Origin of the sequence: Clostridium sp. AF02-29, assembly GCF_934835585.1 — a bacterium.
GTDB lineage: Bacteria > Bacillota > Clostridia > Lachnospirales > Lachnospiraceae > Otoolea > Otoolea fessa.
Map to the genome: position 1 here is coordinate 60,754 of NZ_CAKVZK010000004.1, position 24,638 is coordinate 85,391.

22 protein-coding genes and 1 other annotated feature are annotated in these 24,638 nt (G+C 50.2%); of the genes, 6 read left to right on the forward strand and 16 right to left on the reverse strand.

Going from position 1 to position 24,638, the window contains the following annotated elements; translation table 11 throughout:
• Nucleotides 1–122: 122 nt before the first annotated feature.
• The 8 genes from PUQ60_RS02105 to PUQ60_RS02140 all read right to left on the reverse strand — a co-directional run bounded on the left by PUQ60_RS02105 (nt 123) and on the right by PUQ60_RS02140 (nt 7,500).
• Nucleotides 123–1,082: a LysR family transcriptional regulator gene (locus PUQ60_RS02105; protein ID WP_022359056.1), complete on the reverse strand. Its 960-nt coding sequence runs from the start codon at nt 1,080–1,082 to the stop codon at nt 123–125.
• 118 nt (nt 1,083–1,200) lie between these two features.
• Nucleotides 1,201–1,614, reverse strand: a complete 414-nt coding sequence (gene atpC / locus PUQ60_RS02110; protein ID WP_118491617.1) for an ATP synthase F1 subunit epsilon — start codon at nt 1,612–1,614, stop codon at nt 1,201–1,203.
• A gap of 6 nt (nt 1,615–1,620) precedes the next feature.
• Nucleotides 1,621–3,021 (reverse strand): F0F1 ATP synthase subunit beta, encoded by a 1,401-nt coding sequence (atpD, locus tag PUQ60_RS02115; RefSeq protein WP_117796308.1) that lies wholly within the window; start codon nt 3,019–3,021, stop codon nt 1,621–1,623.
• Between the two features lie 41 nt (nt 3,022–3,062).
• Complete coding sequence (gene atpG, locus PUQ60_RS02120; RefSeq protein WP_118522633.1) at nt 3,063–3,965, reverse strand: ATP synthase F1 subunit gamma; 903 nt, start codon at nt 3,963–3,965, stop codon at nt 3,063–3,065.
• A 14-nt stretch (nt 3,966–3,979) separates the two neighbouring features.
• Nucleotides 3,980–6,052 (reverse strand): F0F1 ATP synthase subunit alpha, encoded by a 2,073-nt coding sequence (atpA, locus tag PUQ60_RS02125; RefSeq protein WP_022359060.1) that lies wholly within the window; start codon nt 6,050–6,052, stop codon nt 3,980–3,982.
• Nucleotides 6,039–6,527: an ATP synthase F0 subunit B gene (locus PUQ60_RS02130; RefSeq protein WP_273379323.1), complete on the reverse strand. Its 489-nt coding sequence runs from the start codon at nt 6,525–6,527 to the stop codon at nt 6,039–6,041. The genes atpA and PUQ60_RS02130 overlap by 14 nt, the downstream gene beginning before the upstream one ends.
• Before the next feature lie 31 nt (nt 6,528–6,558).
• Nucleotides 6,559–6,783, reverse strand: a complete 225-nt coding sequence (gene atpE, locus PUQ60_RS02135; RefSeq protein WP_022359062.1) for an ATP synthase F0 subunit C — start codon at nt 6,781–6,783, stop codon at nt 6,559–6,561.
• A 39-nt stretch (nt 6,784–6,822) separates the two neighbouring features.
• Nucleotides 6,823–7,500, reverse strand: coding sequence for a F0F1 ATP synthase subunit A (locus PUQ60_RS02140; RefSeq protein ID WP_107000520.1), 678 nt, complete (start codon nt 7,498–7,500; stop codon nt 6,823–6,825).
• 381 nt (nt 7,501–7,881) lie between these two features.
• Between PUQ60_RS02140 and PUQ60_RS02145 the strand changes: the two genes are divergently transcribed.
• Entirely contained in the window at nt 7,882–8,826 is a 945-nt protein-coding gene (locus PUQ60_RS02145; protein ID WP_273379327.1) for a LysR family transcriptional regulator, read from the forward strand.
• A gap of 68 nt (nt 8,827–8,894) precedes the next feature.
• Here PUQ60_RS02145 and PUQ60_RS02150 read toward each other — a convergent pair whose 3' ends face one another.
• Nucleotides 8,895–9,560, reverse strand: coding sequence for a Crp/Fnr family transcriptional regulator (locus PUQ60_RS02150; protein ID WP_181357208.1), 666 nt, complete (start codon nt 9,558–9,560; stop codon nt 8,895–8,897).
• Nucleotides 9,561–9,804: 244 nt separating this feature from the next.
• On the opposite strand from PUQ60_RS02150, the gene PUQ60_RS02155 reads away from it, so the two are divergent.
• Nucleotides 9,805–11,751, forward strand: a complete 1,947-nt coding sequence (locus tag PUQ60_RS02155) for a DEAD/DEAH box helicase (RefSeq protein ID WP_273379330.1) — start codon at nt 9,805–9,807, stop codon at nt 11,749–11,751.
• 217 nt (nt 11,752–11,968) lie between these two features.
• On the forward strand, nt 11,969–13,336 hold the full coding sequence (locus PUQ60_RS02160) for an NAD(P)/FAD-dependent oxidoreductase (RefSeq protein WP_022359067.1): 1,368 nt from the start codon (nt 11,969–11,971) through the stop codon (nt 13,334–13,336).
• A gap of 130 nt (nt 13,337–13,466) precedes the next feature.
• Here PUQ60_RS02160 and PUQ60_RS02165 read toward each other — a convergent pair whose 3' ends face one another.
• A complete protein-coding gene (locus tag PUQ60_RS02165; protein ID WP_273379333.1) occupies nt 13,467–13,829 on the reverse strand; it encodes an MGMT family protein in 363 nt (120 codons plus the stop codon).
• A gap of 39 nt (nt 13,830–13,868) precedes the next feature.
• Nucleotides 13,869–15,626 carry a SulP family inorganic anion transporter gene (locus tag PUQ60_RS02170; protein ID WP_273379334.1) on the reverse strand — a complete coding sequence of 586 codons (1,758 nt, stop codon included), beginning with the start codon at nt 15,624–15,626 and terminating at the stop codon, nt 13,869–13,871.
• Between the two features lie 313 nt (nt 15,627–15,939).
• Nucleotides 15,940–16,194 (forward strand) — a binding site (T-box leader).
• Nucleotides 16,195–16,307: 113 nt separating this feature from the next.
• On the opposite strand from PUQ60_RS02170, the gene PUQ60_RS02175 reads away from it, so the two are divergent.
• Together PUQ60_RS02175 and thrH are read left to right on the forward strand one after the other, a co-directional pair.
• Nucleotides 16,308–18,044, forward strand: a complete 1,737-nt coding sequence (locus PUQ60_RS02175) for a carbon starvation CstA family protein (RefSeq protein WP_117796188.1) — start codon at nt 16,308–16,310, stop codon at nt 18,042–18,044.
• 335 nt (nt 18,045–18,379) lie between these two features.
• Nucleotides 18,380–18,982 carry a bifunctional phosphoserine phosphatase/homoserine phosphotransferase ThrH gene (thrH, locus tag PUQ60_RS02180; RefSeq protein WP_022359071.1) on the forward strand — a complete coding sequence of 201 codons (603 nt, stop codon included), beginning with the start codon at nt 18,380–18,382 and terminating at the stop codon, nt 18,980–18,982.
• Between the two features lie 105 nt (nt 18,983–19,087).
• On the opposite strand, the gene PUQ60_RS02185 is transcribed toward thrH, so the two are convergent.
• From PUQ60_RS02185 to PUQ60_RS02200, 4 genes are all read right to left on the reverse strand, one after another.
• Nucleotides 19,088–20,113 (reverse strand): NrtA/SsuA/CpmA family ABC transporter substrate-binding protein, encoded by a 1,026-nt coding sequence (locus PUQ60_RS02185; RefSeq protein WP_337626151.1) that lies wholly within the window; start codon nt 20,111–20,113, stop codon nt 19,088–19,090.
• A 13-nt stretch (nt 20,114–20,126) separates the two neighbouring features.
• Nucleotides 20,127–20,840, reverse strand: a complete 714-nt coding sequence (locus PUQ60_RS02190) for an ABC transporter ATP-binding protein (protein WP_117796190.1) — start codon at nt 20,838–20,840, stop codon at nt 20,127–20,129.
• Entirely contained in the window at nt 20,827–21,615 is a 789-nt protein-coding gene (locus PUQ60_RS02195) for an ABC transporter permease (protein ID WP_273418829.1), read from the reverse strand. The genes PUQ60_RS02190 and PUQ60_RS02195 overlap by 14 nt, the downstream gene beginning before the upstream one ends.
• Before the next feature lie 73 nt (nt 21,616–21,688).
• Nucleotides 21,689–22,333 carry a hypothetical protein gene (locus PUQ60_RS02200; protein WP_118293482.1) on the reverse strand — a complete coding sequence of 215 codons (645 nt, stop codon included), beginning with the start codon at nt 22,331–22,333 and terminating at the stop codon, nt 21,689–21,691.
• Nucleotides 22,334–22,727: 394 nt separating this feature from the next.
• On the opposite strand from PUQ60_RS02200, the gene PUQ60_RS02205 reads away from it, so the two are divergent.
• Nucleotides 22,728–22,913 (forward strand): hypothetical protein, encoded by a 186-nt coding sequence (locus PUQ60_RS02205; protein ID WP_273379341.1) that lies wholly within the window; start codon nt 22,728–22,730, stop codon nt 22,911–22,913.
• Nucleotides 22,914–22,971: 58 nt separating this feature from the next.
• On the opposite strand, the gene PUQ60_RS02210 is transcribed toward PUQ60_RS02205, so the two are convergent.
• A complete protein-coding gene (locus PUQ60_RS02210; RefSeq protein WP_273379343.1) occupies nt 22,972–24,369 on the reverse strand; it encodes a sodium-dependent transporter in 1,398 nt (465 codons plus the stop codon).
• Between the last annotated feature and the right edge of the window lie 269 nt (nt 24,370–24,638).

Genomic DNA, 24,638 nt, shown 5'->3' on the forward strand with positions numbered 1-24,638 from the left:
GCACCTTGGTACATTCTTTATGGAATAATAAAAAAAGAGTAGCAAAAACTGGATTTACGCTCGTTTGCTACTCGTTTCGGTATTATTATATTTCCTGTTTTAAAAAAAGTCAAACCAAAAAATCACCTGTCGGAAACAGGAATTCTGGTTATTGGTTCACGGGCAGACACTTTGGGAACCGGCACTCCCACTCTCCGCTTCAACGCCTCAATATACAGTCCCGCAAACCGTCCCGGTGTCACGCGATTGTGGGTAATATAACCGATCTCCATATAATCGTCCACATCAAGCGGAATCGCTACAATATTCGGTCCGTTCAGTTCCTCATTGATGACACCGCTGCAGATCGTATACCCATTCAGCCCGATCAGAAGATTAAACAGGGTCGCGCGGTCGGACACCAGGATGTCCTTGCGGCTGTCCAGCGTGCTGAGGATCTCCTCGGAGAAATAAAAGGAATTGTGCTCGCCCTGCTCATAGGACAGACGCGGATAAGGTTCCAAATCCGACAAGGTGATAGAACTGCGGCTTGCAAGCGGATTGGCCGCACCGATAAATACATGCGGTTTTGCCATAAAAAGCCGCGTAAATTTGAGGTCGTGTTCCCGCAGCGTCTTGCGGATCACCGTCTCGTTAAAACGGTTCAGATACAGCACGCCAACCTCGCTCCTAAGCTTCGCCACATCCTCAATCAGCTCATACGTCTGCGTCTCGCGGATACGGAAATCGTACTCTTCTCCGCCGTACTCGCGGATCAGATCGACAAACGCCTCAACGGCAAAGGAATAGTGCTGGGTGGAGACACAGAACTGGCGTTTCTGCGGCACAGCGCCAAAATAGCGCTCCTCGATCAGGTTTGCCTGCTCGATCACCTGTCTCGCATACCCCAGAAATTCTTCCCCATCCGGGGAAATCACCACGCCCTTGTTCGTGCGGGTAAACAGGGAAAATCCAATCTCATGCTCCAGTTCCTTGATCGCCGCCGTGAGGCTCGGCTGTGCAATATAAAGTTTTTTTGCCGCCCCGCTGATGGTTCCGGCTGCCGCCACCTCCACCACGTATTTTAACTGAAGTAATGTCATGCCCTGTTCTCCATTCTTACTGATTTTCTGTCATTTCTTTCTGAACCGCATCTGCCACAGAATCATATTTTTTTTCATTCACAGGCATAAAACAGACTCAAATCTGTCTCTGAAATACCTAGTTTACGAATTTTTCCGTCTCTTTCAGACGAACCAGCGCTCTCGCCATCGCCGCTCGGGTGCTGTAATACTCGGAAATGCTCTGTTTCTGGCGCAGCCGCTCTTTCGCACGCTCTAATGCCTCCTGCGCCCGGATCCGGTCGATCTCCTCCGGTTTCTCGATCGTATCTGCCAGCAACATAACACGGTTGTTGGCGATCTCACAGAAGCCCTGCCCGACGACTGCCGCCTCCCACGGACCGTCCTCTGTCGCCTGGAAACGCATTTCTCCCGCTTTGACTGCCACGATCTCGCTCTCATGGTGCGCCATGACAGCCATCTCACCGTCCACCGCCGGAAGGATCAGACAGTGGCAGACTCCCTCATAGAATGTCCGGTTGCTGGATATGATTTTTACATGAAAATCTGCCATCCGTTCCTACGCCTCCTGTTTCTCTAACGCCTTCGCCTTTGCCACTACATCCTCGATCGTTCCGACATTGAAGAATGCTGCCTCCGGGTACGCATCCATCTCACCATCCAGAATTGCCTTAAAGCCCTTGACGGTATCCTTTAACGGCACATACTTGCCCGGTACACCGGTAAAGTTCTCCGCCACGTGGAACGGCTGGGATAAGAAACGCTGTATCTTTCTTGCGCGGCCGACGGTCAGCTTATCTTCCTCAGACAACTCGTCCATACCCAGAATTGCAATGATATCCTGCAATTCCTTGTATTTCTGCAAAATCTCCTGCACCCGTCTGGCCGTCTCATAGTGTTCTTCTCCGACCACATCCGGTTCCAGAATACGGGACGAGGATTCCAGCGGATCGACCGCCGGGTAGATACCCTGTTCTACGATCTTTCTGGAAAGAACCGTAGTCGCATCCAGATGGGTAAAGGTAGTCGCCGGTGCCGGATCGGTTAAATCATCCGCCGGTACATAGACTGCCTGGATTGAAGTGACCGAACCATCTTTCGTCGAGGCAATCCGCTCCTGCAGCTCGCCCATCTCATTCGCTAACGTTGGCTGATAACCAACCGCCGACGGCATACGCCCAAGCAGCGCTGAAACCTCCGAACCTGCCTGTACATAACGGAAAATATTATCGATAAATAGTAACACATTCCGGTGCATTTTGTCACGGAAATATTCTGCCATCGTAAGCCCGGTCTCTGCAACTCTCATACGAGCTCCCGGCGGCTCGTTCATCTGTCCAAACACGAGCGCTGTCTTTTCCAGAACACCGGATGCCTTCATCTCACTCCAGAGGTCATTGCCCTCACGGGAACGCTCACCGACACCCGTAAAGATAGAATAACCGCCCTGCTCCATCGCAATATTCCGGATCAGCTCCTGAATCAGGACTGTTTTTCCGACGCCCGCGCCGCCAAACAGACCGACTTTTCCGCCCTTGGAATACGGCGCCAGAAGATCAATCACCTTGATGCCCGTCTCCAGAATCTCCGCGACCGGGCTCTGATCCTCAAATGGCGGCGGATCCCGGTGAATACACCAGTGCTCCTCACCATCCAGCTTTTGTCCTCCATCTACCGTCTCACCTAAAACATTAAACAAACGTCCAAGCGTCTTTTCGCCAACCGGAACGGAAATACCTTCTCCCGTCGGTGTTACCTTCATGTCACGGCTCAAGCCCTCGCTTGCCGACAGCATGATGCAGCGGACGATATTATTTCCCATGTGCTTGGCAGCTTCCATCACACACGTCTTTCCCTGATTTTCTACTGTGAGCGCGTCCCGGATCTCCGGAAGGGGACCGCTCTCAAATTTCACATCGACAACCGGACCGGAAACCTGGACAATCTTGCCTTCCGGCAGGCTGGTTTCGGTCTTTTTTGTCTTTGCCGCCTGTTCTCCCATCACACTCTCATCTCCTCTTCTCGTTCTCGTCTCTGTGCAGCCGCGCCGCCGCATACTTCGGTGATCTCCTGTGTGATCGCCGCCTGCCGCGCCCGGTTGTACATCGTATTCAAATCTTTTAAAAGTGCATCCGCATTATCCGTCGCCGCATCCATCGCCATCATACGGGCATTCTGTTCGCTGCAGAACGACTCAACCAGCGCGCCGTAGATAAATCCGGCTACATAGTTCGGAACGATCGCATTCATCGCTTCCTCCGGCGTTGGCCGGAGGGAAAACTCCTCCAGCCGCACATCGACCGGAATCGCCATCCCGTGCATATCCGGCTTGGTAATCGGAAGCACCCTTTTATCCTTCGCCACACTCTGCATCACATTTTCCATTCTTGTATACAGGACATGGATCTCATCCAAATCACCCGACAAATATCGTTCCAGAAGGATTCCAGCAATCCACCTTGCCCGGTTAAACGTCGGATCCTGCGCCGTATACTGGAAATTTTCTTCAATCGGGATGTGCTGGGAGGCAAAAAACTGCCGCCCCGTCTCACCGATGACAAACAGATGTACCTCGCGGGAAGGATCCTTTAAAAATGTATCCGCCATCTTCATGATGTTATGGTTATAAGCACCCGCCAGCCCTTTATCGCCGGAAATAACCAGCAGCCCCGTTTTCTTCGACTGGTGCCCTTCTTTTTCAAAATAGGGACTTTCCATGTTCGGCAGATGCCTCTGGATACGCCGGATGACATTTTGCAATGCATAGAAATACGGCTCCGTCTCTGCCAGTTCTTTTCTGGCTTTCTTTAATTTCGTCGAAGATATCAGGTACATCGCGTTCGTGATCTTGCGCGTATCCTGAATACTCCGGATCCGGTTCTGGATCTCTCTGAGTCCTGCCATCTTCCATCACCGCCTTACTGCTTATCCAGTTTTGCATCCGCTGTGGCTGCCTCCGGCGCATTTCCCTGTGCTTTCAGGAATTTTGCCTTGTACTCGCCCACCGCCTTCGCAATCTCGCGCTGGATATCCTCGCTGAGTGTCTTCGTCGTGCGGAGTGCATCGCCCACCTGCGGGTAGGAGCTTCTCATATATTCGTAAAGGCCGCCCTGGAATGTCTTCAGCTTTTCCTTCGGAATATCTACCAGCAGATGGCTCGTCGCCGCATACAGAATCACAACCTGTTCTTCCATCGAGAGCGGATGCTCAAGCGGCTGTTTTAACAGTTCCATCAGACCGCTGCCGTAGGTAAGCTGTGCCTTAGTCGCCGGATCCAGATCGGAGCTAAACTGTGTAAATACTTCCATCTCGCGGTACTGTGCCAGGTCGATACGTACGCTTCCGGCTGCCTTCTTCATCGCCTTGGTCTGCGCTGCGCCGCCGACACGCGATACCGAAAGCCCTACATTGACCGCCGGGCGCATGCCCTCGAAGAACAGCGAACTTTCCAGGAAAATCTGTCCATCTGTGATGGAAATAACGTTGGTCGGGATATACGCCGACACATCGCCCGCCTGTGTCTCGACAATCGGCAGCGCTGTGATTGAACCACCGCCCAGCTCATCCGAAAGCCGCGCCGAGCGCTCCAGCAGACGGGAATGCAGATAGAATACATCGCCCGGATAGGCCTCACGTCCCGGGGAACGTTCCATCAGAAGAGACAGTGCACGGTACGCAACCGCGTGTTTCGATAAATCGTCATAGACAATCAGAACATCTTTTCCCTGATGCATGAAATATTCTGCCAGCGCCGTTCCTGCATACGGCGCGATATACTGTAAGGACGCCGGATCACTCGCCGTCGCTGCCAGCACGATGCTGTACTCCATCGCCCCGTGTTTTTCCAGTGTATGAACCAGTCTCGATACCGTTGAAGCCTTCTGACCGATCGCCACATAGATGCAGATCACGTCTTTTCCCTTTTGGTTCAGCATCGTATCCACCGCTATCGAGGTCTTACCGGTCTGGCGGTCGCCGATGATCAGCTCACGCTGTCCGCGTCCGATCGGGAACATCGAATCGATCGAAAGGATACCTGTCTCCATCGGGGTATCAACTGACTGACGCTCGATAATACCCGGCGCCGGTGACTCCACCGGACGGTATCCGGCTGCCTCAATCTCCCCTTTATTGTCGATCGGATTGCCCAGCGCATCTACAACACGCCCTAAGAATCCCTCGCCAACCGGGATACCTGCCATCTTGCCGGTCCGCATCGCGCGGCTTCCTTCTCCGATGGTGTTCGCATGTCCAAATAGGATGCAGCCGATCTCCTTCGACCGGATATCCTGTACCATGCCTCTCACATCGCCGTCAAACGCCACAATCTCACCGTACATCGCATGGTCGATTCCATCCACATAGGCGATGCCGTCGCCCACCCGGCTGACCGTTCCGATCTCACGGACCGAAATGTCGATTCCATCCAGATTTCCTTTCAGAATCCCGATGATTCCCTTCTGTGTAAGGAAATCACCCGAATCCGGCTCTTTTGCCAGATTCTTTAATTTATCTGCCAGCGCCCGTTTTCTTCCCTCCGTGCTCCAGTCATATTCCTCACTTCCGACCCGGAGGATAAAACCACTTCCAAGCTCCGGCTTTTCTTCCTTCACAATCCGGAGTTCCCGTCCCGGATATTTCTCCGAGAGAAATTTCCGGATTCCGGCTGCCTGTTTTTCATCCGGCTCTTTGACATATTCCAGCACACAGCGCAGATATTTATCCGGCTTTTCAAACGCCTCCGCTTCCTTAATCAGATCCGGCATCATTTTCATTGTCTGATCCTGTGCCAGCACCTCGATGATTCCCCGGACTGCCAGCGGAAACAGGCTACGAACCAGATCTTCCCGCTTCTCACGGGTCAAATCCGGATTTTCAAGCTCTGCCGGAAGCTGCGGTGTCGCAGCCAGTATCTCAGCCGCATGCTGCAGATCATCGACAGAAATCTTCTGCCTCTTTATTTCTTGTAAATAGACATCAAGTTTCTTCATTCTCCGTCGTACCCGCTTTCTTCAAAAACTCATCATAAAGAGCGCTGTCATCCGACTTCTTGTTCATCGAACCAGCCGCCGCGTCCAGAACCAGCGACAAAATTTCATGCTTCGCCTGTTCGAGCATCTTATCCTTCTCCCGGCGTGCATCCTCGCCCGCCTTACGGATGACTTTATCTGCCTCTTTCTGGGCGTTTTCAATCAGCTGGCGTCCTTCCTCACGTGCACTCGCACGCGCCGCATCCAGCACCTTGTTTTTCTCTACTTCTATTTCATCCTGGCAGGCTGCGTATTTCTCTTTCTCCGCCTGCGCTTCTTCCTGCATCTTTTTTGCCTCATCATACTTTTCCTGAATGGCTGCACTCCGTTTATCGATCACTTTGTTGATCGGCTTAAAGAGGAAAATACGGATAATTGCATACCAGATTAAAAGGTTGATGATCGTAAAAACCAGGTTGATGTCCAACCGTAACATAGCCTTGCCCCACCTTTCGTTTTCTATCGTATCAGCTTAAAAGAATAATAATCAAAAGGGCAATAACGAAACCATAAATAGCAGTTGCCTCGGCAAGTGCCGCACCTAACAATAGAATCTTTGTGATTTTTCCCTCTGCCTCCGGCTGTCTTGCGACTGCCTCAGTCGCCTTAGATGTGGCGATTCCGATACCAATTCCGGCTCCTGCGCCTGCAAGAACTGCCAGACCTGCTCCAATTGCAATGATTGTACCCATAATAAAGTCTCCTTTTTGTAATTTTCTATTTCTCTTCTATTACTCGATTGATTCCTTGATAAAAAGCCCTGTCAGAAAGACAAATACATACGCCTGAATCAGACCGTCAAAGATATCAAAGTAAGCGCTGAACAATACCGGAAGCCCTACCGGAAGGATGTATTCAATCAATTTCATGATGACGAACGCGCCCAGCACGTTTCCGAACAGTCGCATACACAGCGACAACGGTTTGATAAATACCTCCATGATATTGATCGGTGTCACGATGGCGATCGGCTCTGTAAAGCTCTTTAACCATCCTTTTAAACCTTTGACCCGAATCCCTGCTGTCTCAATCAGCACAATACTCATCAGCGCCAGTGCTGCCGTGACGTTCAAATCCTTGGTTGGCGGCTTGAACCCCAGTATACCAAGCAGGTTCGCCACGCCCAGGTACATCAGCACGGATGTCAGATACGGCGCATAGCCTTTTCCTTCCTCTCCGAGGATTCCCTCGCCAATGCCCTGCAGCCACGTAACAGCGTTCTCCAGAAGGAGCTGTCCGCGTCCGGGATGTTCAACTTTCAGACCGTGCGTCACAATCAGTGAAACCACGAGCACCACTGCCATCATGATCCATGTAACCACAACGGATTCTGATATGCCGATCCCGCCAATTGTAAAGGCTGTCTCACAGTTCAATTCTTTGATCAGGGTCGCACCCAGATCTCCCATACTGTCACTTCCTCTCTCCGGGTTGTTCTCCCGCGGCTGCCTCGGCTATTTTTTTCATTTCCCGATGCCGCCACGTGTTCTAGTTACTGTTCACGCATACGTGCCCAGTAACGTTTTCTCCTGTGTCTCCACATTCTTCCCGTCTGTTCCCGATCTTACTCCCAGAAATACAAATGGTAAAATTATATTTTTTTCCTATATCCATAGATAAAATGAATGGTGATAGTTATTGGTAATCGTTATTGTGGCTGGACATTTCTGGAAAAATACGATAAAGTGTGACTATATTTGGTAAATACACGTACAGATATAAAATCAGATAAACACTGTTTCAATCAGGCAGAAACAGTCCGGCATACAGAAAGGATTTCAACTACATACATGGATATCAGTTTCGACTACTACAAGGTTTTCTATGAGGTGGCTCGATGCCAGAATATTACCCAGGCGGCTTTGAATCTCTGCCTCACGCAGCCAACCGTAACAAAATACATTCATAATTTAGAAGATATGCTTCAGTGCAAACTTTTCAACCGCTCCCAAAAAGGCGTGACCCTGACCGATGAAGGGCGGATCCTGTTCCGCCAGATCAACCGTCCCTGCCAGCAGATGGGACGAGCGGAAGAGCTTTTAAAAGAATACACGAACAGTCAGAGCGGCAAGGTTTCGATCGGTGCGAGCGAGCTGACAATGCGCTTCTTTCTGCTTCCTTATATTGAACAATTCCAGCAGCGTTTTCCGAATGTGACCGTGCAGATTCATTCCAACTCTGCGCCGATCACCGCTTCTTCCTTAAAGGCCGGGGAAAATGACTTTGCCGTCATCATTTCTCCGATCCACGAGATCATGAAGGATCTGGATCTGGTTCACGTGATGCCGGTTGCCGAGTTCCAGGACATCGTCATCGCCGGAAACCGTTTTTCCGAGCTGCAAAACCGCACACTCTCTCTCGAAGAGCTTTGTATGCACCCACTTGTCAGCATGGAGTCCGGCACAACGACGCGGCTTTTTTGGGACAATCTCTTTGAGGAACAGGGGCTGGATCTGCGCCCGAGCATCGAAGTTTCTTCCAACGACCTGATCGCCCCGACCGTCTCCCACAATCTGGGAATCGGCTTTGTTCCCTCGGAATTTGCCCGGAACTACCTGCTCAACTACCGCGTGTTCCAGCTTCACCTAAATATCCCTATCCCGAAGCGCCAGATCCTCGTCTTGCAAAACCCGATGCGCCCGCTGACGCCGGCGGCACAGACATTTCTGGATATGCTGAAACAGCCGGTGCAGGAAAGTATAGGGAATGAACAGCCGATCTTGTTACACCCATAGGGATTTTCACTAAAAATACCCTGTCGGTCGGATTTTAATGCTCCTGACAGGGTATTTTTGTTTGTAATCTACAAGCTTCTAACCTCTTCATATAAATGAAAGTGATTTTTTCTAAATTCCAGAAGCCCTTCCCGCTGCATTTTCCCCAGCTCTGCCGACAGCGCCGACCGGTCCACACCCAGATAGTCGGCGAGCTGCTGGCGATTGAATGGGATATCAAATCTCTCGCTCTCATTTTTTACCGCCTGATCGGAGAGGTACGACAGAAGCCGTCCCCGGATGGATTTCGACGATGTATTGAAGATCCGGCGGGACAGCTGCAAGTTTTTCTGCGCCGAGATTGCAAGCAGGTTGCGGATAAGCTGCGTGTGATGTCCGCAAGAATTGGGACACTGCGACAGCATTTTTCCAACATTTAAAAACAGCACTTCCGTCACCTCCGCTGCAAACACATCGACCAGCAGCTTTTCCCCCGGCACGCACGCATATGTCTCCGCAAAAATCTGTCCCGGTTCTACCCGGTCTAGAATGCTGCGGTTGCCCCACAGATCATCGTTGACAATCATCACACTTCCGTGCATCACCACACCCAGAGATGTGACCGTATTCCCCGCGCGATAAATCATTTCTTCTTTTTCATAACTGCGTTCCTCCGCCCCCAGACAGGACAGCATCTCCCCGATTCCAGATTCGCCCGCGCCTCGAAACAGGGGGCTGCGGCTTAGAAGCTGCATTTCGAAGGGAGTTAAATTCAGGCTGGCGCCCGTTTTATAGTTTGATGCCATATAGATGTTGACCTTTCTGTTTTAACTAAGTGTTCTTATTATATCAAATATTTTTATATTTTTCTGCAATCTGATTTCCCGTTCTTGCACATCCATGCAACTTCTGCGATAATAGAAACATTCCTATATCAAATGAAGCTTTAAACCAGAAGATTTATTGGACAGGATATTTACATAAAGAGGAGACTTTCAAATGATCGAGCCAAACCAGCTTCTTCAGACATATATCCGCCAGTATCAGGCGGCAAGCAAGAAAAAAAGAAAGACCAGTTCCCGCCCCCGCGATCTGAGCGAGCGGACCAACCGGCTGTTTAAAACTCTGAAACGCACCAAACCGACACAGGTCACCAGCCTCTCGCTGGAGGAATGGCACCGCCAGATCAAAAATCTGGCTTATTTTGCGTACCGTTCGCACAACGATGCTGTCACAAAGCTCATTGAAACCAGCCTGCTGCCACAGCTCATCCGCCTGGATGAGGCAATGTTTCTGCCCGCCCAGCGCGATGATATTTCCGTGGATTTTCTGAATTATCTGGAAACAGAATTGGATGGTCAGCTCTGCACGCAGACACTTCTGGAGCTTTACCAGATCTATAAGCGCTACGTCATCCAGTATAAAATTATGGATCTCGTCCCATCCCGCCCAGAGCTGGAATTTCCGGAGACTATGGCGATGAACCGCCGTTTCATTCTCCACATCGGACCGACCAACAGCGGCAAAACATTTCACGCGCTGGAACGCTTAAAAACAGCGAAAAAGGGCACTTACCTCGGTCCGCTGCGCCTTCTGGCGCTTGAGGTATATGAAAAAATGCACGACTACGGCGTTCCCAGCACCATGCTGACCGGTCAGGAGTGTATCGCCGACGATGACAGCCGGATCACAGCTTCGACGATCGAGATGGCAGATTTCTCCGAGGAATACGATATTGCCGTGATTGATGAGGCACAGCTGACCGCCGATCCAGACCGCGGGCATTGCTGGACGAAGGCGATTCTGGGACTGAAAGCTCACGAAATCCATGTCTGCATGAGTCCCGCCGCTGAATCTGCTGTCACACACTTGATCCATCTGTGCGGCGACAGCCTTGCCATATGCCGGTATCAGCGCAAAACTGCGCTCATCTGTGAGGACACGCCATTTTCCTTCCCGGAAAGTGTTCTTCCCGGCGATGCACTCGTCGTATTTTCCAAAAAATCTGTGCTGGATGTGGCGGGCCGTCTGGAAGAAGAAGGTATCAAGGCAAGTGTTATATACGGAAGCCTGCCGCCGGAGATCCGCCGCCGCCAGATGCAGCTTTTTACCAGCGGCAAAACCAAGGTGGTCGTCGCCACCGACGCGATCGGCATGGGACTCAACCTGCCTGTCCGGCGTATCGTATTTGTCCAGACCCAGAAATTTGACGGTACCACCCGGCGCGGTCTGACCGTACCGGAGGTCAAGCAGATCGCCGGGCGCGCCGGACGCTTCGGACTCTTTGACACCGGCTACGTCAACGCGATGGGGCAGGAATCCCTCGATTATATCCGGGAACAGCTTACTCAGGAGGAAGAACCAATCAAAAAAGTCAGCCTCGGTTTCCCACAGATTCTCCTCGATCTGGACGAGCCGCTGGACGTTATCATCAAAGTCTGGAAATCCGTTGAGCCGACGCCTCCGTTTGAAAAGGTCAGCGTCGATGAGATTTTAAGCCTTTATGCGCAGGCAGAACGCTACAGAGACGATATCTACGGATTCGATGACAAACGGATTCTCTACCGCATGATCAGCTGTCCGATCGATATCAAGGATCATCAGGTTGTCCTGCAATGGCTGCGCTACTGCAAGGATTACCCGGCGGACAAACGCCTGAAACACCCGGACAAAGGCGCCGGCTCCAAGCTGGGGCTGCAGAAATACGAAACATATTACCGCAAGCTCGACCTCTACTACCAGTTCTCCCACCGTTTTGACAAGATCATCGACGAGGACTGGCTCGAACAGGAACGCAGCCGCACTGAAGGCACGATCATGCAGTATTTGTCCAAGGGCAAAAAAAGCTATATCGCCCGCTGCCAGCGCTGCGGACGGATGCTGCCGGTTGGATATCCTTTTAAGATTTGTGAGCCGTGTTTTCATCACAGTTCCATTATCGATTAGCCCCTGATTTTACCGTTTTACGTTCCGGCTGTTCAACACCACCAATGCCGTAAAAGAATCTTTATTCTGAGGTGATGATATAATAACGGAAGATGCCATGACGACATAGGGGATACTGTTTCGGGGCAGCGCATGACGTGCTGCCTCTTTTTTCGAAATTTATGCTATAATACAGAAAGAGGGAATCAAATTTTAGGAACACAAGGAGAATTTCAATATGTATGATGTGTTAATTATCGGCGCCGGTCCCGGCGGTATCTTTTCTGCCTATGAGCTGATGGAACGTAAACCGGATTTAAAGATCGCTGTTTTTGAGGTAGGACATCCGCTGGAGCACCGTAAATGTCCCATTGATGGTGATAAAATCAAGTCCTGTATTCACTGCAAATGCTGCTCCATCATGAGTGGATTCGGCGGAGCCGGTGCATTTTCTGATGGAAAATACAACATTACCAATGATTTCGGCGGCACTCTCTATGAGTATATCGGAAAAAAGACAGCCATTGAACTGATGGAATATGTGGATGGAATCAACCTCCGTTTTGGCGGGGAGGGCACGAAGCTGTATTCCACTGCGGGAACAAAATTCAAGAAAACCTGTATGCAGCACGGCCTGCATCTTCTGGATGCTTCGGTCCGCCATCTGGGTACGGATATTAATTATATTGTTCTGGAGCACCTCTATGATCATCTGAAGAATAAGGTGGATTTCTATTTTGACTGTGCCATCGAAACCGTGGAGAAAACGGAGAAGGGTTACAAGGTTTACAGCGATGATACAACCTTTGAGGGTACGAAATGTATCATTTCCGCCGGCCGAAGCGGCAGTAAGTGGATGCAGAAGGTATGCAAGGACCTGGATATCCATACGAATTCCAACCGTGTCGACCTGGGGGTCCGGGTTGAACTGCCGGCTGAGATCTTTTCGGATCTTACAGATGAACTCTATGAGAGCAAGATCGTGTATCGTACGGAAAAATACGAGGATTACGTGCGCACCTTCTGTATGAATCCCAAGGGAGCTGTGGTAAATGAGAATACCAACGGCATCGTAACGGTAAATGGTCACAGCTACGAGGATCCTGCAAAGCAGACCCATAACACGAACTTTGCCCTTCTGGTAGCGAAACATTTTTCAGAGCCCTTCAAGAATTCCAATGAATATGGAGAGAGTATTGCAAAACTCAGCAACATGCTGGGCGGTGGTGTAATTGTGCAGCGTTTTGGAGACCTGATCCGCGGAAAAAGAAGCACGCAGCAGCGAATCAATGAATCTTTTACGGTTCCAACCCTCAATGCGGCTGCCGGTGATCTGAGCCTGGTTCTCCCAAAACGGATTCTGGACGGTATTATCGAGATGATTTATGCCCTGGATAAGGTGGCACCGGGTACGGCGAATGATGACACTCTTCTCTATGGAGTGGAGGTAAAATTCTACAACATGGAGGTGGAAGTGGATCACAACCTGATGACCTGTCATGATGGACTCTACGTCATCGGTGACGGCAGCGGTATTACCCATTCCCTTTCCCATGCATCTGCCAGCGGTGTCTATGTGGCACGGCAGATCGCGGAGGCAATTTAATAATAAACGGTCAGAAATGTCTATTAAAAATGGATAAGATGCAGCCCCTATCGTCTGCCATCTTATCCATCTCATTTCACTTCTTTCGCTTACCAACATCCCATTCAGATGCATTTTCCTTGATTCCCACTCAGATCCCCAACTTCCGAAACAACGCATACAATTCTTCTGCCTCGTCCATCGAAGGTTTCCATCCATATTGTTTTAAATCGACGCGGTCACCGTCCTCGGTGGAGTCCACCCGTATTCCATCCTGTTCCAGCAGTTTTTTCTGCTGTCCCGGATAGTCGAACGCCGCTGCGCCGCTTAGAAAGCCCTTGGAATTAATCACCCTGAATGCCGGGACATCGCCCAGACGGTTGGTGCGGAGCGCATATCCCACCTGACGGGAATGGCGCGGTGCACCGCACAGGAGCGCGATCTGACCGTAAGTCGTCACGCAGCCGTCCGGAATGCGCCTAAATACTTCTTCCATTCTCCGATAGATGTCCATCTCTGTCCTCTCCCGCCGCTCTGAATCCACCATTCCGCTTTATTTTCTCAGCACCTCGTCCGCATGGTCAAGTGCTGCCTCGATATTCGGGCAGAAATGATCGCGTCCGATCATATCCACAAATCCTGCCTTCTCCATCACGTGCATCGGCTGCTCGTTGACATGGGACAAAATCAATGTGACGCCGTTCTTCTGGCAGCGCTCATAGAGGGCAACCATCGAATTCATCGCTGTACTGTCAACTGCCGGAACAGCACGCATACGAAGAACCAGGCATTTCGTCTCCTCGCGGGTTTCAATCTGGTTGATGCGGTCTGCTGCACCGAAGAACAGTGGTCCTGTAATCTCATAAACAGCCAGTTCTCTCGGGATCTCCCGCAGACGTGCCTGTTCTTTCATGGCTGCTTCTTCATCTTCTGCAGCTGCCGCTAAGAGCTGTGCCTCTTCCACTGAAAGCTCTTTTCCGGCTTTTTTCGCTTTTCTTACTTCCTGCTCTTTGCGCTTCTGCTCCTCTACTTCTTCGACATAGAGCCAGCTTCTGACGCCCGTCTCATCGCTCATCCGCTTCATAAACAGCAGGCAGGATAACAGCATACCGATCTCGATCGCTACAACCAGATCGAAGATAACGGTTAAGAAGAAGGTCAGCACCAGAACCGCAATATCACTCTTCGGAGCCGTCTTGGTCAGACGGACGAAGGTTCTCCACTGACACATATTGTAGGCAACCATAAACAGGATTGCCGCGATGGTCGGCATCGGGATCCAGCTTGCACACGGCATCAGAACTACCAGAATCAGAAGCAGGACAACCGCATGAACCATGCCTGCAACCGGGGTACGGCCGCCATTTTTGACATTGGCTGCGGTACGCGCGATCGCGCCCGTCGCCGGAATACCGCCAAACAGGGCGGAAATAATATTACCCGCGCCCTGTGCCACCAGCTCCGTGTTGGAACGGTGTTTTCCGCCGATCATGCCGTCCGCTACCACGCAGGAAAGCAGAGACTCAATCGCCGCCAGAACTGCAATCGTAAACGCATCCGACAGGGAACCCTGAATCACATCGTAGCTAAACACCGGCAGACGGAACGCCGGAAGCTTGTTGCTGACCGTGTAAAGGTCGCCGATCGTATTCACATGCAGCGGCAGGAATTTTACCATTAAAATACCTGCAATAACCGCTACCAGCGATCCCGGAATTTTTTCCGTGATCATCGGCATCACAATCAGAATCGCCAGACACACCACGCCGACGATGATCGCGTGCAGGTTGACACTTCCGAATCCAGCTGCGAACGCTTTCAGCTTCTGCATCGTCTCGATCGTCTCCATGCCTGCCGGATAGGTTACGCCAAAGAAATCCTTCAACTGACCGATAACGATCGTCACCGCGATACCGGAAGTAAAGCCGGTCGTGATTGTAAACGGAATAAACTTAATCAGTGAACCAAAATGGCAGAATCCCATGATAACCAGGATGATACCTGCCATGATCGTCGCAACTGCCAGCCCTTCCACGCCGCTCTTCGCCACGATACCTGCCACGATCGTTGCAAATGCCGCCGTTGGACCTGCAATCTGTACCTGGCTGCCCCCTAAAAATGAAATCACAAATCCGGCTGCAATCGCCGTGTAGATACCCTGTTCCGGACCTACCCCCGAAGCCAGCGCCAGCGCGATCGAAAGCGGCAGCGCGATGATCGCTACGATGATACCCGCTACCACATCTGACATCAGCTGTGCGCCGGAATACTTCTTCAATGTTGTAAACAACATTGGACGTATTTTTTCCATACCTCAAACTCTCCCTTTTTCTTCCCAATTTAAATAAAAAGTAATTGCCAGCCCTAAAAAGGACCGACAATTACCTATTATACAGCAAAATAAGGGTGTGTCCAGTTTTTTCGAAGTTTTAACACAGGAATGCTTCCGACTTGTTACTGGGCACGTATGCGTAAACAGTAACGCAGACTTCTAGATAAGCAGTTGTTAAATTTCTTGGTTGTGATTTTTTTGTCAAAATGACGGATTTGTAAAATTTCTGTCACAAACTTCCGGCTATTTTTTCGATTGACTTTCCTTTAAAAAAGTCTATAATTCGTACTTGTAAAAAGCATTGAGCAGGACACGATTTCCAATTCTCCACGTTTTCAGAGAGCTGCCGGGCGATGAAAGACAGTAACGCCGATGGAAATTATCCCCTGTGAGCTGATCGGACAAACGCATGCAGGATACCAGTAGTCCGGTCCGGATTCCTACCGTTAAAGAGGAACATATTCAGAATGATGGATATGGCTGAGAGATCGGCTTTACAGCCGGTAAAAGAAGTGGTACCGCGGATGCTTATGCCTCCGTCTTCTTGAACTTTTAAAAGTTTCAGGAGGACGGAGGCTTTTTTGTTTCCCCGCTCCCGAAACTCCGGCAAACTGCCGGGACACTAAAAACCATTTGACCTATGGGAATGGAGGTATCTTTATGAACACATTAGTTATCGTAGTTATCGCAGCCTGTTGTCTGGCGGCTGGTTATCTGCTCTACGGCAGATGGCTCGCCCATAAATGGGGCATTGATCCAAACGCCAAAACACCGGCTGTCACAAAAGAAGATGGTCAGGACTATGTTCCGACCGATGGCTGGGTTGTATTTGCCCACCAGTTTTCATCCATCGCCGGTGCCGGTCCTGTCACCGGTGCTATTCAGGCGGCTGTCTTTGGATGGGTTCCGGTCTTTCTCTGGATCATCCTCGGCGGCATCTTCTTCGGCGCTGTTACCGATTTTGGTGCCCTGTACGCCAGCGTTAAAAATGAAGGCAAATCGATGGGACTTCTGATTGAACAGTACATCGGCAAAACCGGTAAAAAACTGTTCCTTCTGTTCTGCTGGCTCTTTACTTTAATTGTAACCGCCGCTTTTGCCGACATGGTTGCCGGTACATTCAATGCATATGAGACGGTAGACGGCGTGACCAGCTTATCCGCCGCCGCAACTGTCAACGGCGCAGCCGGAAGCATTTCCCTTCTGTTCATTGCCTTTGCCGTTGTATTTGGACTGATTCAGAAAAAGGCTCAGTTCCATGGCTGGAAACAGACCTTGCTCGGACTTGTCTGCACGGTAGCTGCTTTCGTCATCGGCATGAACTGCCCGCTCATTACCACCAAGGCGAACTGGTCCTACATGGTATTCGCTTACATTTTCCTCGCAGCCGTTCTTCCGATGTGGCTTTTGATGGAACCGCGTGACCTGATGACAACCTTTATGTTTGCCGGTATGATTATCGGTGCCGTCGTTGGACTGCTTGTCGCACATCCGGCAATGAACCTGGCGCCTTACACTGGTTTCCACAATGAGAAATCCGGTGACCTGTTCCCGATTTTGTTTGTAACCGTTGCCTGCGGCGCCGTATCCGGTTTCCACAGCCTGGTTTCCTCGGGTACTTCCTCCAAGGCAATCACCAATGAAAAGGATATGCCGAAAGTTGGCTTCGGCGCTATGCTTTTGGAAAGTTTACTGGCTGTCCTAGCTCTGTGCGTTGCCGGTGCTGCCGCTTCCGCTGATGGCACGCCTGCAACCGGTACTCCGTTTGCTATCTTCTCCTCCGGTGTTGCCGGATTCCTGGAGATGTTCGGCATCCCGGTTTACGCTGCCCAGTGCTTTATGACGATGTGCGTCTCCGCACTTGCCCTGACAAGCCTGGATTCCGTTGCACGTATCGGACGTATGTCCTTCCAGGAGCTGTTCAGTGTCGATGACATGGAACACGCCGAAGGATGGAGAAAACTTCTCTGCAACAAATATTTTGCAACTGTTATCACCTTGGTATGCGGCTACATTTTAACCCAGATTGGCTACTCCAACATCTGGCCGCTGTTTGGCAGCGCCAACCAGCTGTTAAGCGCTCTGGTTCTCATCACCCTGTGCGTCTTCTTACGCGTCACCGGCCGCGAAAACCGCACGCTGCTGGTTCCGCTGGTTGTTATGCTGTGCGTTACCTTCACCGCACTCGTTGAGCGCTGCATCGCACTGGTAAAGGCTTACAATGCCGGAACCGCTGTCTTTATGGTAGAAGGACTGCAGCTTATCATCGCGGTTCTGCTGATGGTTCTGGGTGTCATTATTGTGGTTCATTCCGGTAAAGTACTGTTTTCGAAATCGACTGCTTCGAAGACAGAAAACGATAAAAGATCTGAAATGAATAAACCGGCGCATTGCTAATGATTTCATCAAAATCAATTATAACCCGACTATAGGTGCCAAAAAGGGAGTCTCTTGCTCACGAAAAGAGACTCCCTTTTTTGGTATTTTTTAATTCTATTGATAACCACTCTGCCACTATATGATGCCAACTCTTCACTTCTGAATCTTTCTCACCGCGAATAATTGGCACTTTTGTTACTGTTCACGCATACGTGCCCAGTAACGCACTTTTTTCTATTCTTTCATCTTTTCTCAAATTTCTCTGGTATTTCCCCTGCATTTCGTCTATAATAGGAAGCAAATTTTTCAACCGAGCACAACGCTGACAGGCGTTGTATCAGACAGGAGGAGACATGGATATTGTATGTTTAGATCTAGAAGGTGTATTAGTGCCGGAAATCTGGATCGCATTTGCTGAAGAAACCGGAATCCCGGAGTTAAAACGCACCACCCGCGATGAGCCGGATTATAACAAACTGATGAATTACCGTTTAAACATCCTGCGCGAGCACGGACTGGGACTCAAGGAAATTCAGGAAACGATCTCTAAAATTGATCCGCTTCCGGGCGCAAGGGAGTTTTTAGATAAATTAAAAGAAATCACTCAGGTAATCATCATCAGCGATACCTTCTCCCAGTTTGCCGGACCTCTGATGAAGAAACTTGGCTATCCGACCATCTTCTGCAACTCTCTGGTTGTCAGCGAAAATGGTGAGATTACCGATTTTAAGATGCGCTGTGAGAAATCCAAATATACAACCGTCAAAGCACTCCAGTCCTGCGGCTTCGAGACGATCGCCAGCGGCGACAGCCACAACGACCTCGCCATGATTGAGGCAAGCAAGGCGGGCTTCCTCTTCCGCACGACGGAGGAGATCAAGGCAGAATATCCGCAGATTCCGGCTTATGAGACGTATGATGAGCTGTTAGAAGCGATTAAAAAGGTATTAGCGTAAACATTCCGTATTTTCATAATTGCATATGCAATCGTAAAAGCAGCCCTCGGAATCCACACTCCGGGAGCTGCTTTTCAATCGTTTATCCTCTCAAATGTTCACTGATTATTTTTCAATAAATAACTGTTTTACATCAAATGCCTCGTCGATCATGCCGGATTCATACATGAAATCAGCGGTCTTCTGGAAGCCTTCTTTGTCATCATCTGTGATCTCGGTAGAGAAATCATAGAGATCGTACATGCTTTTGACTGCATCGGTGTCCAGATCCAGCTCATCGGCTACGATCTGCATCGTCTCATCCGGTTTTTCTTCCATGAAATCAGCAATCTCGGTCTGTGCTTCTTCCAGCTTCTCGATGATCTCCGGGTGCTCGTCATAGAATTTCTGTGTCACTGCCACTGCAATGATCGCCTTAATCAGACCTTCGCCGTCGGCTACCAGGTGGTAACCCTGCTGCCCTGCATTGTAAGCAGTTGCGCCAGCAACCAGAGCCACGTCTACACTGCCGCCGTCCAGACCTGCTTTTGCATCCGGGATCGACATATTGACATAGTTGACGTCGTCGATCGTCATGCCAGCCGTTGCCAGATAGGAAACGAGAAGCTCATGCAGGTTGGTTCCGGTCGGTCCTGCGATTGTCTTTCCTCTCAGACTTTCCGGCGTCGTCAGGGACTCATCCTTAGAATACATACAGAATGCCTTCGGAGAACGGCTGTACATATTTAATACCTTGATATCCGCTCCATTTGCTGCAGACAGAATCACCGAAGTACCGCCAACCGCATACAAAACCTGCACATCGCCGGAAGCCAGCGCCTGTGTCTGATCTGCCCCGGAGGTCAGCTCCGCATAATCAACCTCAATCCCCATATCGCCAAATGTTTTTTCAAAAATACCCTGATTTTTCTCGATGATCGTCGGCACATTGAGCGGAGAAGTTACATACGTAAAGGTCAGCTTATCCAGATCAGATTCTTTCGCTGTCTCCTCCTCGGCTGCCGCCTCCTCTGCGCTGGTTTCTGCCTCTGCCTGCGTGCTCTCAGCCGCATCTTTTGTACCGGAGCAGCCTGCCAGGGAAGCTGCGGTAAGGCAGAGTGCCATTCCCATTGCCATCCATCGTTTCATCATAATCGTTCCTCCTCTAAATAAAATGTAAATTATTTATAATATCCCTTTTCAGGGTTATCATCTCATCCTCCAAAAGATTCCTCTCTTCCTGCGGCGCCTTGACCTCATAGAGCGCCTTGACCATGCCCTTTTCAATGACCGCAATCTGGCTTCCCAGAATCAGTGCCTCATCGATGCTATGCGTCACAAACAGAATGCTCGCACTGCGCTCCTGCTGGACGCGCAGAAGCTCTTTCTGCATCTGTTCCCTTGTAAAATAGTCAAGCGCGGCAAACGGCTCATCCATCATGATAAAGGTCGGCTCATACGCCAGCGCCCGCGCGATCGCCGCCCGCTGCTGCATTCCGCCGGAGAGCTGTGCCGGATATGCTTTTTCAAATCCAGATAATCCGACCGTGCGGATAACCGCCTCTATTTTCCCCGGATCTGTCTCCTTTTTTGAAAGCCCGAACACCACATTTTCCCAGACGGTCAACCACGGCATGAGGCGCGGTTCCTGAAAGACAAATGCCGTCTTGTGGGCGCTCTCCCAGCGGATCTCTCCGCTGTCCGCCGTCTCCAGTCCTCCGGTCAGCCGCAGAAGCGTCGTTTTCCCGCATCCGCTCTGCCCCAGAATCACGGTGATTCTCCCCGCCGGAAGCGACAGGTTGATCCCGTTTAAAACGGGAATCTCCCGGTTATCCACCCGGTATGTTTTATGAATATCAATCAGTTCAATTCCAGCCATTTTCCCCGGATCCTTTCAGCACAAATCCTATCATCCATCCAAACAGGCGGTCCGTCACATATCCGACTGCCCCGATCGCCAGAATCCCCACGATCACCTTGTCGGTCCGCGACATCTGCTGTGCAAATAAAATCATATGTCCAAGCCCGGTGGACGCCGCCACCATCTCCGCACCGATAATGGCGCGCCAGCTATAGCCAAGCCCGATCCGCATTCCGACCAGAATATCTGCCATCGCATAGGGCAGAATGATGCGGAAAAATTTGCGGCGCTTCGAATAGCCGAACATATCGCCCACTTCCAGAAGTTTCGAATCGCACCCGGTAAATCCCTTCACGATATTTAAGTACATCGGGAAAAAGGACGCCAGCACAATAATCACCGTCTTCGTCGTCTCTCCGATTCCGCACCAGAGAATCAGCAGCGGAATCATGCTGAGCGGCGGGACATTGCGGAAAAACTGCACAATATACTCATAGTAAACGCTGCTGCCCGGAAACAGCGCCCTAAACATTCCCAGCACAAAGGCAAACAGGAACGCAATCGCAAATCCCTTCATGACACGCAGGAAACTGATTGAAATATCCCGCCACAGTTCCCCGGTTTTCACCATTTTTAAAAAGCTCGTCCACACCCGCGCCGGGGACGGTAGCACATACGCACTGACAACCTCCATGCGGCAGACCAAATACCAGATCAGAAATACCGCTCCGATTCCCAGCGCCGGACCGAAGTATTTCTGCCAATTATCCTTGAATTTCTTCGTTTCTTTCATTCTTCCCATTCTTTTGCCGCAATTCATGCATTTTCCGCTTCCTCAAGCGTTTTCCATGAACCGCAGATTTCTCTCACTCTGTCTGCACGCCATCCCCGTGATGGCATCCATCCTTACAATACAAAAGTTCCAGCAGATCCGCCTGCTTCCAGCTTCCGCTCTCCACATATGCCCGGATTTTCTCCGGACTGCTGACACTCTCTACCTTCGCCGCCTGTCCATCTTTCCGGCAGATTCCCGCAAAATACCCCGGCGGAATCGGGCTGTCTTCGATCGCCCGGACGCGCACCTCACCGCCCGCCAGACGATTCCATGCGATAAACCGCGTATTCTCAAGTCCCAGCGAATTTCCAAGCACCGCAAGACTCTGGCATGGCGTCGTGATGATCTTCTCCCCATCCGCCAGATCCGGACGCGTGCTTAATTCCCGCGCACAGTGAAGTAAAATCGGCTCGATCGGGGCAACTTTCAGGTTTTCAATTCCAGATTCGTTTTCCGGCTCCTTCTGTATCTCTTCAAGCAGCCGAACCGCCTCCGGACAGCGCGCATCCGCAAGCGTCACGCCCGCCCGCAGACTAGCTTCATATCTTTCCCGGACGATCCGTCCCCAATCGCCCCGGCACTCGACCCGCGTCAGACCATGCCGTTCTAAAAAACGCTTCAGCGAATCTTCCTCACACATCCCGGCAGAAACCGGATTTATCCACAAATACTGCATTGTTTCTCCACTCTATCCAATCAGGCTGCCTAGCTTTCACACCTATGCACCTAGTTTACTTCGTTTTCACGTTCCCTGCAAGTTAGTTTTTTCTAACTTGCTTATCATAGCAAAAAATCAATATATTGTCCAGTTTTGATTGTAAACTTTCACAATTTTATAAGTTGACACTAGCCGGTAAAAATGATAAAATCGGTTTTAATGATTCCTATTTTCATACATCTTTAATAGGTTTATTCCGAACGGATTCCTGTTTTTTTTGAATCCTACAAAAAATTTTTGATTGGAAAATGATGGAATTTAGTTACTTCTGTTTACTGCTGGCATACCATATGCTGCATAACTTTAAAAATTTATATACATTGATTACATAATTCACAAAGGAGATTTTTCTATGAGTACAGCTACTTCTACCCAGACCTCTTCCACCGAATGTCCTTCTACCGAATCCAGCACTACCGCCGCTGATCCAGTTCTGACCCGCGAAGAGGCGATCGCGATCCTAGCGGGTCCGGACAGCGAACTGCCGGAACTTTTAAAACGCGCCGGTGCGCTACGCAGCGGGACGCGAGGTCTATGAAAAAAGGTTTTAACCAGTTCACATATTTACCGTGAAAACCAGCTAAAACCATTTTTCATTACAGCATATTAATAAACCCGGTCGATACCAGGAAAAGAACCAGCATGACAGCCGGCACAATATACCGGATCAAGAAGCTGTACATACCTGCTCTTGAAAAATGTTCCCCATTTTTCTCGACTTCTTCCACGATCCACTTCGGTCCGACCACCCATCCGATCAGGATGCTGGTTAAGAAGGAAATGATCGGCATAAGGAAGCTGTTGCTGATATAATCCATCACATCAAGCAGCTGTCCGGTGGAACCGTTCGGCAGCTTCAACTCAAAATACAGAACATTGTAGCCCAGACAAATGAGAACCGCCGTGATCAGGGAATAGATTCCGACCATCACACACATCTGTTTTCTCGTCTTTCCAAACACTTCCATGCAGTTGGCAACCAGCGTTTCCATGACAGAAACGCAGGATGTCAGCGCCGCAAAGCCAAGCATCAGGAAAAATGCAAGTCCCACGATATGACCGGCACCGCCCATCGCCTGAAATACCTCTGGAAGCGAAATAAAGGTCAGACTCGGACCGGACGCCATGCCGTCGCGTCCTAAAAATACAAAGACCGCCGGAATAATCATCATACCGGACAGAAGCGCCACACCTGTATCAAAAAATTCAATCTGGTTGGTCGCCTTGTTCAAATCGATCTCATCTTTGACATAAGAACCATATGTTACCATAATTCCCATCGACACACTCAGTGAGAAAAAGAGCTGGCTCATCGCATCCAGCAGTACTTCCAGAAATCCTTTTACCGTCAGTCCCGTAAAATCCGGGCGCACGTAGACGAGGAATCCCTGTATTCCCGTCCGGACCGTCCCATCCGCGTCCGTGTAGGAAAGCGTCAGTGAAAAAATCGCGATTCCGATGACTAACAGGATCAGTCCCGGCATGATAAAACAGGAAAATTTCTCAATTCCCTTCTCCACACCTCTGTATACAATCCAGATTGTGAGCGCCAGAAAGATTCCCGTGAAAATCAGCGGCGCATTCTTTTCCGTGATAAACGATGTAAAATATCCGTCCTCCGCCACATCCCTGCCGGATGTCTTCAAATACTCAAAGAAATATTTCGTGATCCATCCGCCGATGACCGAATAATACGTCATAATTAACATCGGAACCAGAAACGTCAGATATCCGACAAACTTCCACTTCGGATGCAGCGTTCCAAACGCCCGCAGCGCATTCTCCTTCGTTCTTCTGCCGATCGCCACATCCGTCGTCAGAAGCACAAATCCAAATGTCGCCACCAGCACCAGATACACCAGCAGGAACAGTCCGCCTCCGTCTTTCGCACATAAATACGGGAAACGCCAGATATTTCCCACACCGACGGCACTTCCGGCTGCTGCCAGCACAAAGCCCAGCGAACCGCTGAAGCTGTTTTTCTTTTTTGCCATTTACTTATAACCCCCGTGATTGTAACTTTTATGTCCGTCTCCCGCGGACATAGACAGCTTCTATTCTACCTGTTTTTATTAGAATTACAAGTATCTGCCGGCAATTTTCTCCTCAAATTTCTCCCCCTCCCGCTTTTCTTCCCAGCCGCCCCATCGTTACTGTTCACGCATACGTGTCCAGTAACGGATTTTGCCGTGGCTTCGCATTTAATTTATTCCCCCCTTCATCTCTACTTGCCTGCCTTATCATCTTCTGCTAAAATTAAAAA